The organism is Achromobacter sp. GQ309 (genome assembly GCF_059759315.1).
In genome coordinates, this window is sequence record NZ_JCAXDP010000003.1 from 1 (window position 1) to 10,457 (window position 10,457).

10 protein-coding genes are annotated in these 10,457 nt (G+C 67.0%); 2 read left to right on the plus strand and 8 right to left on the minus strand.

The window, feature by feature from the left end; translation table 11 throughout:
* Window positions 1-371: 371 nt before the first annotated feature.
* Window positions 372-1,220, plus strand: a complete 849-nt coding sequence (locus AC6CIE_RS09405; RefSeq protein ID WP_498092132.1) for a tRNA threonylcarbamoyladenosine dehydratase — start codon at window positions 372-374, stop codon at window positions 1,218-1,220.
* A gap of 91 nt (window positions 1,221-1,311) precedes the next feature.
* Here AC6CIE_RS09405 and AC6CIE_RS09410 read toward each other — a convergent pair whose 3' ends face one another.
* From AC6CIE_RS09410 to AC6CIE_RS09420, 3 genes are read right to left on the minus strand one after another with little or no spacing between them, the layout of a single operon-like run.
* Window positions 1,312-1,623, minus strand: a complete 312-nt coding sequence (locus AC6CIE_RS09410) for a non-heme iron oxygenase ferredoxin subunit (RefSeq protein ID WP_175138836.1) — start codon at window positions 1,621-1,623, stop codon at window positions 1,312-1,314.
* Between the two features lie 14 nt (window positions 1,624-1,637).
* Window positions 1,638-2,111, minus strand: a complete 474-nt coding sequence (locus AC6CIE_RS09415) for an aromatic-ring-hydroxylating dioxygenase subunit beta (protein ID WP_175123243.1) — start codon at window positions 2,109-2,111, stop codon at window positions 1,638-1,640.
* Window position 2,112: 1 nt separating this feature from the next.
* Window positions 2,113-3,372 (minus strand): aromatic ring-hydroxylating dioxygenase subunit alpha, encoded by a 1,260-nt coding sequence (locus tag AC6CIE_RS09420; protein ID WP_498092134.1) that lies wholly within the window; start codon window positions 3,370-3,372, stop codon window positions 2,113-2,115.
* A gap of 213 nt (window positions 3,373-3,585) precedes the next feature.
* Between AC6CIE_RS09420 and AC6CIE_RS09425 the strand changes: the two genes are divergently transcribed.
* Window positions 3,586-4,488 carry a LysR family transcriptional regulator gene (locus AC6CIE_RS09425; protein WP_175138834.1) on the plus strand — a complete coding sequence of 301 codons (903 nt, stop codon included), beginning with the start codon at window positions 3,586-3,588 and terminating at the stop codon, window positions 4,486-4,488.
* Between the two features lie 10 nt (window positions 4,489-4,498).
* Here the strand turns inward: AC6CIE_RS09425 and AC6CIE_RS09430 are convergent, their stop codons facing one another.
* From AC6CIE_RS09430 to AC6CIE_RS09450, 5 genes are all read right to left on the minus strand, one after another.
* Window positions 4,499-6,889, minus strand: a complete 2,391-nt coding sequence (locus tag AC6CIE_RS09430; RefSeq protein WP_498092136.1) for a TonB-dependent siderophore receptor — start codon at window positions 6,887-6,889, stop codon at window positions 4,499-4,501.
* A gap of 104 nt (window positions 6,890-6,993) precedes the next feature.
* The gene (locus AC6CIE_RS09435) at window positions 6,994-7,974 is read right to left on the minus strand and encodes a FecR domain-containing protein (RefSeq protein WP_498092138.1); all 981 of its coding nucleotides are present in this window, start codon (window positions 7,972-7,974) and stop codon (window positions 6,994-6,996) included.
* Window positions 7,971-8,486: a sigma-70 family RNA polymerase sigma factor gene (locus tag AC6CIE_RS09440; RefSeq protein ID WP_498092140.1), complete on the minus strand. Its 516-nt coding sequence runs from the start codon at window positions 8,484-8,486 to the stop codon at window positions 7,971-7,973. The genes AC6CIE_RS09435 and AC6CIE_RS09440 overlap by 4 nt, the downstream gene beginning before the upstream one ends.
* A 92-nt stretch (window positions 8,487-8,578) precedes the next feature.
* On the minus strand, window positions 8,579-9,211 hold the full coding sequence (locus tag AC6CIE_RS09445; protein WP_498092142.1) for an aminotransferase class IV family protein: 633 nt from the start codon (window positions 9,209-9,211) through the stop codon (window positions 8,579-8,581).
* A gap of 104 nt (window positions 9,212-9,315) precedes the next feature.
* Window positions 9,316-10,452 (minus strand): aminodeoxychorismate synthase component I, encoded by a 1,137-nt coding sequence (locus AC6CIE_RS09450; RefSeq protein ID WP_498092143.1) that lies wholly within the window; start codon window positions 10,450-10,452, stop codon window positions 9,316-9,318.
* Window positions 10,453-10,457 lie beyond the last annotated feature (5 nt).

The window sequence follows — 10,457 nt, forward strand, 5'->3', positions numbered from 1 at the left end:
CCACGCCGGGCTCGGGTGGTTTCAGCTTGGCGGGCGCTGGGGCGGGTTGAGTTCTTAAGGTTCTTGGCTGCGCTTGCGCGGGTTTGCCGCGTCTTGCGGGGCCCGCGCCCGGTTGGCCGCGCGGGCGGCCTCCGGGCGCTTACGCGGTTTCTTGCGTCGGAGGATGACGCTTCGCGCTTGCGGTGGGCGGCGGTACCGTCCGTTTCTGACAGCCTGTCTGTGGGTTCCTCTGGGATCTGGACTGGCGGCGAAAAGTGCGCCGGTGTCTGACACCCTTGAGGCACATCCGCGGCATGACTGCAGTCTCCGCAGGGTGTCAGACACCTTGTCCGCGTGACTTGGGCGGGTAGGCTGGCGGCCGCTGCCATAAAATGCGCTCCATGAACTCGCCCGAACTCATTCCCGAACCCGCCGATCTCGACCGTCGTTTCGGCGCGCTGTCGCGCCTTTATGGTCCTGACGCGCCCTCCCGCATCCGCAATGCCCACGTTGCCGTCGCCGGCCTGGGCGGCGTGGGGTCGTGGACCGTCGAGGCGCTGGCGCGGTGCGGGGTGGGGGCGTTGACGTTGATCGATCTGGATCACATTGCCGAGTCCAACGTCAATCGGCAGATCCATGCGTTGAGTTCGACGCTGGGGCAGTCCAAGGTGGATGCGATGGCTGAGCGGGTGTTGGCGATCAATCCGGAATGCCGGATCACGCGGGTGGATGACTTTGTGTCGCCGGAGAACGTGGGCGAGGTGTTGCCGGGGCCTTATACGGTCATCATCGACTGCACCGATCAGGCGGCCGCGAAGATCGCGATGATTCTGCATGCGCGTGCGCTTGGGGTGCCGATGCTCCTTTGTGGCGGCGCGGGTGGGAAGACGGATCCGTTGGCGTTGCGGGCGGGGGATCTGTCGGGGGCGGTCAATGATGCGTTGCTGTCCAAGCTGCGCAACAAGTTGCGGCGCGAGCATGGGTTTCCGCGGGCGTCGGACAAGAACGGCAAGGCGCTCAAGCGGGTGCCGAAGATGGGCGTGCATGCGTTGTGGTTTGACCAGCCGGCCGTTTTGCCGGATGCGTGGACCAGGCCGCTTGAAGGTGAAGATGATATGGGCGCGTCGGGTCTGAACCTGGCGCCGCAGGGCTTGTCGTGCGCGGGCTATGGGTCGGTGGTTACCGTGACGGCTGCCATGGGCATGGCGGCGGCGAACGAGGCGTTGCGGCTGGCGGTTTGAGGGCCGCCGGGGCGGCGGCGCCTCAATTTCTGAGCGCTGCGGTGCGTCAACGGACTGGCGTCTTGTGGTCGCCGTGCCCAGCGTCAGTAAATCAAAGCGCCACGAACACGACGCCATCCTCAATACGCACCGGATAGGTCGCGATGTTCTCCCGCAGTGGCGAGCACAGCGCGCGGCCGTCGCGCACGTCGAAGCGGCCCTGGTGCAGCGGGCATTCGATTTCGTGGCCGGTCAGGAAGCCGTCGCACAGCCTGGCATTGCCGTGCGTACAGAGGTTGTCGGTGGCGTAGACCTGGCCTTCGACGCCGTATAGCGCGATTTCTTTTCCGCCTGCCTCTACGGCGATGACGTCTTCTTCGGGGACTTCATCGCGTTCAATCGCCTTTGTCCATTGCACAGTCATTGTTCGTCTCCGGGTCAGATGGGATAGATCAGCGAGTTGGGGATCAGCTCGCTGTCGAAGATGCACAGCCGCGATTCGAATTTGAGACCGTCGGGGGTCTGGCGGATCACGTCGAGGTAGCGGCCTACGTTGAAGACGGTGGTGAGCTGGCTGGGCTTGGTGCGGAAGATGGCGTAGTTGGCTTCGGACTCGATGCGGTCGTCCTGCGCCAGCAGCACGCGCGGGGCGCCGACGACGTGGCGTTGGTAGTAGGGGTCATGGAAGATGGTTTCGGTGGCGCCGTAGATGCGGTCCTTGAGCATGCCGCGGCTCTCGAACGCCATGGTCGCCAGCGGAAATCCGCGTTCGTAGTTTTCGCGCGGCAGCACTTTGTAGATGCAGTCTTCCGTGAAGAAGTCGGGCCACTTTTCCCATTCGCCGGCGTCCAGGGCGGCGGCGTAGTCGGTGTACAGGCGGGTGAGTTGGTAGTAGCGCGGAAAGTCCAGCATGTCACGCCTCCATCACGCGGCGCCAGTACGCGTACATGCCGCGTATCAGCGTTTCGGTGACCATGTGATCGGTGTTTTCGGCGGTTTTTCCGCCGAGTTCGGCGACGCTGCGGTGCCAGGGCTTTTGTTCGAAGCCGGATTGCGAGAATTCGATGACTTCGCCGTCGTCGGCGGACACGAAGCCGGCGGGGCCGAAGAGGTTGGCCTGGCGCAGGCGGCGCTGGGTCATTTCGGGGGTGTCGTCGGCAAAGCCGAAGTGGGTCCAGACGAAGTCGAAGGCGTCGTGGCCGACGGGCTGGATGTGGCGGGTAGACAGCGAGTTCACCTGCTGCTGGATGATGACGCTGGGGAACAGGGTCATGAGCACGGCGGTGGGGCCGTTCCACCAGGGTTCCTGCACGATGTCCAGAAAGCGGTCGTCGTTCAGCGACATCTGTTCCTTGAAGCTGGACACGCCGCTGGTAACAGTGCTTTTGCCGCCCTGGCCGCGTGTGGAGATCATGGCGGCGTGGCGGAAGTGGCGGTCCATTTTCAGTTCGGACCGGTTGTCCGCGCGCCATAGGCCGAAGGTGACGAACCAGGTGTGCAGGAGGCCGGGGTGATAGGGGTCTTTGATGTTCTCCTGCATCAGCTTCCAGTTGCCGGGAATGCGCTGGCGGCTGTAGCCGTGGATCACCAGTTCGCGGCCGTCGAAGACGCGGTCGAAGTAATGCGCGATGTCGGGGCCCAGGTAGTCTTCGAGCGGCTCGACGTCGTGGTCGAAGGACGCAAAGACGACGCCGTTGCGGCAGGCGACCGCCAGTTTTGTCAGGCCGTGGTCCTCGGGCTTGAAGTCGGGCGGCATGCCGCCGTTGACCTTGCCGTCCTGCTTGACCCCGCGGCGGAAGGGCACGCCGATCAGGTTGCCCTGCAGGTCGTAATTCCACTGATGGTACGGACAGACGAACTCAGTACGGTTGCCGGCGCGTTCGCGGCAGAACTGCACGCCGCGATGGGCGCAGACGTTTTCCACGACGCGCACTTCGCCATCGTTGTCGCGCAGCAGGATGACGGACCGCTCGCCCACGACCGTGCGTTTGAAGTCGCCGGGATTCGGGATTTCGGCCTCGAGGCCGACGTAGCTCCAGTGGCCTTGGTAGAAGAAGCGCTCCAGTTCCCGCTGGTGCAGCGCGGCGTCGGTGTAGACGCCGAACGGGATGCGATGGGAACCGTCGCCTTGCCAGGGCGGGACGAATTGGACGGGGTGTTCGGGGGCGTTCATGGACGGCCCCAGCTACAGGACGTGGCGATGCGATGCGTGCGGACGCGCATGATTTGTCTCCATTTTTCAGCTGGCCGCATGGCGGCCGGGCAGCGCCTTGCGCGGCATGGGCGCAGGCAGTTTTTCCGCATCTTCGGGCAGGGCGCCAAATTAATAAATAGAATCTGGCTTATTACATAAATCACCAGAATCAATATTGGTGGAGACAGCCGCATGAACCTGAAAGACGTGGATCTGAATCTGCTCGTCGTCTTCAATGAATTGCACAAGCATGGCCGGGTGTCGGCGGCGGCGGAAAGCCTGGGGATTTCGCAGCCGGGCGTCAGCAATGCGCTGAGCCGGCTGCGCAAGCTGCTGGGCGACGAGTTGTTCCTGCGGACCTCGCGCGGCATGGTGCCGACGCCGTATGCCGAGAGCCTGGCTCAGCCGATCGCCGATGCGCTTTCCGCGCTGCAAGGCACGCTGAACGCGCGCGTGGCGTTCGATCCGGCGCGCAGCGAGCGGTCGTTTGTGATCGGGGTGAACGACGTGGGAGAGACCTACTTTCTGCCACGCCTGATGCGGGCGCTGGATCAGGTGGCGCCGGGCGTGACCATCCGCACGGTGCGCACGACGTCGATCGACGTGCGCGACGAAATGGAGCGGGGCCGCATGGATCTGGCCATGGGCTTTCTGCCGGGGTTGAAAGGCGGGTTCTTTCAGCGCCGGCTGTTTCGCCAGCCCTATGTGTGCATCTTCCGGCAGGACCATCCGCTGGCGCGCTCGGGCGTGTCGGCCAGGCAGTTTCGCGCGGCCGAACACGTGGCGATCGTGTCCGAGGGCACGGGCCACGGCGTGGTGGACGAGGTGATCGCGCGTGCGGGCATCCGCCGCCGGCTGCGGCTGACGGTGCCGCACTTCATGGCGGTGGGGCCGGTGCTGCAGGCCACCGACATGATCGCGGTGGTGCCGCAGCGCTTTGCCGACTGCGCGTGCGGCCCGTTCGGCCTGGCCGCCGCGCCCTGTCCGGTGAAGATTCCGGAGTCGGTCATCAACGTGTTCTGGCACGCCCGCAACCACCGCGAAGCCGCCAACCAGTGGCTTCGTCAGGTGGTGGTGGACGTGTTTGCGGATTGAGTTCGCGTCTTCAGAACTGCATCTGCGCCGACAGCGCGACGCTGCGCGGACTGCCGAGGTAATAGCTGTTCAGCCAATAATCGCGGCCGGTGACGTTGTTGACGTTCAGGCGCAGCGTCAGCGGCCGGCCCGAGACCTGGGCCGCATAGCGCAGACCGACGTCGAACGTGGTGTAGGACGGCAGGCGGCTGACGTTGGTGGCGGAGGACCATTGCTTGCCGACGTGGTAGACGCCGCCCGTGACGCTGAGGCCGGGCGCGAAGGGCAGGGCGTATTCGGAGTAGAGCTTGGCCATGAACTTGGGCACGTTCAAGGGATCCTTGCCGTCGTTGGCGCCGCCTTCGACGCGGGCATGCAGCCAGGTGGCGCCGCCCACGACCGTCCATGCGGGCGTGACCTTCCCGATGGCCGAGACCTCCGCGCCGCGGTGGCGCTGTACGCCGTCCTGGCCGTAGACGTTGGAATCGTTGGTGTATTCGTAGGCCTTCTCGATGTCGAACAGTGCGCCGCTCACAAGCACGCCGCCGACTTCGGCCTTCAGGCCCAATTCCTTCTGCTTGCTGCGCATCGGCGCCATGACCTGCAGCGCATTCGCGGCGTCTTCGGGCGCCACGCCGCCTTGCTCCAGACCTTCGATGTAGGTGGCGTAGGCCGTCATCCACGGCACGGGCGTGAAGATCAGCGACGCGTTGGGCGAGTTTCTGCCGCGGTCATAGTCGGGCTGGCTGAGGCTGCCGTCGGCGTTGCGGTCGGTCGTCTGGATGGTGCTGCGGTTGATGCCGACCAGCGCGGACCATTGATCGTTGAAGCGCACCAGGTCGCCGATCATGAAGTTGTCGTTGCGGATGCGGCTGGAGAAGTACATCGACTTGGCCGGCGTCGTGGCCCAGTCCGGTTCCGGCACGTGCGTGGGCGAATCCAGGCTGTACGGGCCCTGGTAGCCGGTGCTGGGGAACCACGTGTTCTGCCATTGCCGGTCGGTGTAGCCGTAGTACCCCATGGTGATCTTGTGATCGACCGGACCCGTGGCGAACGAGATGTCGGCCAGCGCCTGCCATGCCTCGGATTCCGTGCGCGTGGGGCCGACCTTCTGGCGCAGCTGGAAGTATTCGCCGGCGGAGCGCACGGAATTCATCGTGTGGTACTGCACCGGCCGGTCCTGGTATTCGCGCAGGTGGGCCACGCGCACCGTCAGGTGATCGCTGGCCTCATATGTGGCCCGGGCCATCCACTTGCGCGTTTCGGTTTCGTCGCGGACCCACGGCTGGCTCCAGTTCTTCTTCGTGTCCAGCGTGGGGCGGGACACGCCGTCGCGGAAGAACCAGTACGAGTTGGGCGCGTCCATCTTGTAATCGCCGTAAGACGCGCCCAGCTCCAGCTTGAAGCGGTCGGTGATGTTGAAGTCAAACGCGGCGCTGGCCAGGCTGCGGTCGATCTTCTGATCGTCGACGGCGGTGTCGCCGTCCTGGCGCACCAGGTTGACGCGGTAGCCGACCTTGCCGTTGCTGTCGACCGGGCCGCCGAAGTCGCCGTGCACGTAGTACTGGCCGCCGCCGTAGTTGCCGACGGTGACGCTGTTCAGGCGCTCCTGCGTGGGGCGCTTGTAGACGTAGTTCACCATCCCGCCGGGCGAGGCCGCGCCGAACAGGAAGCCCGACAGGCCGCTCAGGATCTCGACGCGTTCCTTGTCTTCGATGGATGCCGCGAAGCCGAAGGAGCGGCGCAGGCCTTCTTCGGCGCGATCGTAGCTGTTGAAACCTCGGATCTTCACCATGGGCGCCCAGCCGCTGATCTGGGGCGTCTGCGTCATGGCGGATGGGCTGATCTTGTAGACGTCGTCGGGTGACTGCGCCTGCACGTTCTGCAGCAGTTCGCGCGGCACGACGTTGATGGCGAAGGGCGCGCGCTGCAGGTCCATGCCGCCTAGGGCGCCGACCGACTGCACGAGCGAGGCGCGGTAGCCGTCGCTGGCCAAGCCGTCCTGCTGCAGGGCGGCGTTGGTGGAGCCGGTCACCGTGACACCGGGCAGCGTCACCACCCCCGGCGCTGCGGGGCTGGGCCGCAGGGTGTACTCGCCGCCGCCCCGGTGGACTGCCTCGAGGCCGGTGCCGGCGAGCAGGGTGCCAAAGCCGCTCGCCACGGAATGGCGGCCCCGCAGGCCGGGGCTGTCGCGGCCGGCTGTCATGGCGGCGTCGACGGACACCTGGATGCCGGCCTGCGCCGCGAACTGGGTGATGACGCGGCTCAGCGCGCCGGGCGCGATGTCGAAGTCGCGGCTGGCCGAGGCGGCCGGCGCGGACTGCGCGTGCACGGGCGAAATCGTGGAGACGGCAATGCCCAGGAGGGCCGCGGAAATCGCCAGCGACAGCGCGGTGCGGCGGGTAAGGGACGAGGAGTGCATGGAAAGCCTTTCGTGGGGGAAAGAAGAGGGTCTTCACCCCGTATGCCAAACGTGGCATCCGAAAAGGGAACCTCGGTCCTGAAATCTTTTTGCAACGCGTGGCGTCAGCGCGGCACCACCGTCACCCACCACGGCATCGGCGCCTGGATGCGCACGGGCAGCGTGGCGGCCAGCGCGCTCAGCACCCGGTCCGTGTCCGGCAGCGCATAGGCGCCGACGATGCGCAGGTCGGCCACCTCCGGCGCACAGGCCAGATAGCCGCGCCGGTAGCGGGACAGCTCGGCGATGAAGTCCGCCAGGCGCATGTTCTCGGCGATCAGCAGACCGCGCGACCAGGATTCGCGCGCCGGTTCGGCGGGCTCGGGGGGCGCGGCGGCCGCCCGGGTGACGCGGGACTGCTGGCCGGCGTGCACGATCAGGGTCGCGGCGCCGGCGGCTTTGGGGCGCACTTCCACCGCGCCCTCGAAGACGGCGACCCGGCTGGCGTCGTCCTCCTGGTAGACCGCGTAGCGCGTGCCGAGCGCGCGCAGCCGCGCCTCGGCGGTGTCGACCACGAAGGGCCGCGCGGGCGACTGCGTGTCCGGCGCGGTGCTGACCAGGATCTCTCCGGCCACCAGCACCACGCGACGCAACTGCGGTCCGTAGTCCACGTCGACCGCGCTGCCGGTGTTGAGCCACAAGGTGCCGCCGTCGGCCAACTGGATCTGGCGGCGTTCGCCCACGCTGGTGTGATGGGCTGCGGTCCAGGCGCGCCAAGGCGTGGTCTGGGACGCGGTCCAGACGCCCAAGCCGGTGCCGCAGAGCAGCGTCAGCATCTTCAGGGCGCTGCGGCGCTGCGAGCGTTTTGCCGCGGCGGCGTCCAGCATGCGATGCGCGGTGGGCTTGTCCACGCCCGGCAGGTCGTCGAACTTGCCGCTGATGGCCTCCACGCGGTGCCAGGCGGCCTGATGCATGGGATCGGCGTCATGCCACTGGCGCCAGCGCTGGCGCTCGCCGGGCGGCACCGCGGGGGCGCGCAGCACGGCGAACCACTCGGCGGCCTCTTGCAGCACCTTGAAGCTGGGCGCGCTGGGGGCGGGCGTCATGGTGCGGTGGCCGCCAGGCTGAAAGTCAGGCAGTGCAGCATCGCCTGCGCCATGTACTTCTTGACCATGCGCTCGGACACCGCCAGACGCTCGGCGATCTCGACGTAGCCCAGGCCTTCCAGGTGCGCCAGCAGAAAGGCCGTGCGGGCCTTGGGATTGAGCTGGTTCAGCAGGGCGTCCAGTTCGGACAGCGCGTCCATCAGCAGCGCGCGGTCTTCAGGCGAGGGATGGAGCGTGTCGGCGACGGTGGCCAGCGTGTCACGGTAGGCGCGTTCCAGATCCTGCCGCCGCCAGTGGTTGACGACCAGGCCGTGGGCGATGGTGGTCAGGAACGCGCGCGGCTCGCGGATGGGTTCCTGGTTGCGGAACAGGCGCACGAACGTGTCGTGCGCGATGTCGGCGGCGTCGAAGGTGTTGCCCAGGCGGCGCCGCAACCATTCCTGCAGCCAGCCGTGGTGGTCGCAATACAGGGATTCGATGCAGGCGGGCGCCCCGGGGCGGGAGGAAGACACGATGAAGCCGCTGACATGATGCCAATAAGAATCAGTCGCAATTATTCTTCAGCGGCGCGGCTTTTGCAATGCGCGTTCGCCCCGAGCAGATGTCAGGCGTCGCGGAATGTCACCGTGAACCATCCGCGCAGCGCATTCGACAACCGGATTTCGTCGGCTGCATGCAGGTCCGCCAACGTCAGGACGCGTTCCTTCGCCTTGCCGTCGTCGAGCAGTTGCGCGCGCTGCACGCCCGGCAGGCAGCCGCTGTCCACGGGCGGGGTGTACCAGACGTCGCCCAGGCGCAGATAGACGTTGCTGCGGCTGCCTTCGCAGAGTTCGCCGCGTTCGTTCAGGTAGACCAGATCGAAGATGTGCGGATGCGAGGGCAGCCATTCGATCGTCTTGGTGTACCAGGGGCGGTGCGTGGTCTTGTAGCGCAGCAGCGGTTCGGAAGACCGCAGCGCCTCGGGCGCCAGCATGACTTCCTGGTGCGCGGGCAAGGGGGGCAGGACGGCGGTCTGGATGTGACGGCTGCCGTCGCGCGCGACCAGGAGGCGCAGGCGGTGGGGACCGGCGGAGCCCAGGGACATGACGGCGACGAGGATGTCGCCTTCGACATCGCGGCCGCCCCAGACATAGCCCAGGGCCTTGCATGACGCTTCGAGGCGGTGGAGGTGGCGCGCCAGCAGCGGCACGTTGCCCGAGGCTTCAACCAGGATGGTCTCGATCAATTCAGGTTGCATGGGACTCTCCTGGAATAAGGCGCGGGGCCGGCTGAGTGGGGCCGCGCCAGGCCGGGCTGCGCGGGCCGCGCTCTATGCTACTACCGGCCGTGGGGTTTGCGCCGTCAGGCGCGCAGGATGCGGGCCTTCCAGTGGCATTCCTGCCATTCGCCGGCCGGGTCCGAATCGTAGACGATGCCGCCGCCGACGCTGTAGACGCCGTGGCCCCGCCGGTCCAGGACCAGCGTGCGGATCGCGACGTTGAGCGAGAAGTCGCCATCCGGGGCCAGCCAGCCGATGCTGCCGCAATACAGACCGCGCGGGGCGGTTTCCATCTGGCGGATGCGGCGCATGGCCGCGACTTTCGGCGCGCCGGTGATCGACCCGCAGGGAAAGAGGGCTTGCAGCACGTCCGACAGCGTGGCGTGCGGCGCGGTGGCCGACACGGTGGACGTCATGGTCCAGACCGTGGGGTATTGCTCCAACGAAAACAGCGCGTCGACCTTCACCGAACCCGGCTCGGCCAGCCGTCCGAGGTCGTTGCGCAGCAGGTCCACGATCATCAGGTTTTCGGCGCGGTTCTTGTCGCTGGCCAGCAATTCCTGGCCCAGGCGTTCGTCCTCGGCCGGGTCGGCATGTCGCGGTGCGGTGCCTTTCATGGGCCGGGTCGTCAGCCGGGCGCCCTCGCGCCGCACGAACAGCTCGGGCGAAAACGACAGCACCGTGCGATCGCCGTCCTGGATGTAGGCTGCGTGCGCGACCGGATTGCGCGCCGCGATGCGGCGGTACAGCGTGGCCGGATCGCCCTGGAAGCCGACGTCGAGCGGCTGCGTGAAATTGACCTGATACAGCTCGCCGTCCCGGATCAGGCCGCGAATGGCGTCGATCTGGCGCACGTAGGCGGGCTCGGTCATGCGCGGTACGGGCAGGCTGATGGACGCCGTGGGCGCATCGGCGTCCGGCGCGTCCCATGGCGCTTCGTCGATCTTGCGGTCGAACACCAGCGCAGTCAGACGGGGGCGTCCGTCATCGCGCGGCGGCGTCCACGGCCCGGCCGGCGCGGGCCGGGTGGCCTCGGGCAGTAGCCATTCGCCCAGCTCGTAGTCCAGCAGCAGGGCAATCCAGCGGCCTTCGCGCCGCGCGGCGTCGATGGCGGCCAGCGCCGGGGCGACCTCGGCCGCGGCGCGCGCCTCGATCCGGTCGCAAAACCCGTCGAGGCGCAGCGCGCGACCGGCAAGCCGGTCTTCAAAACGGCAATCCATGGTGC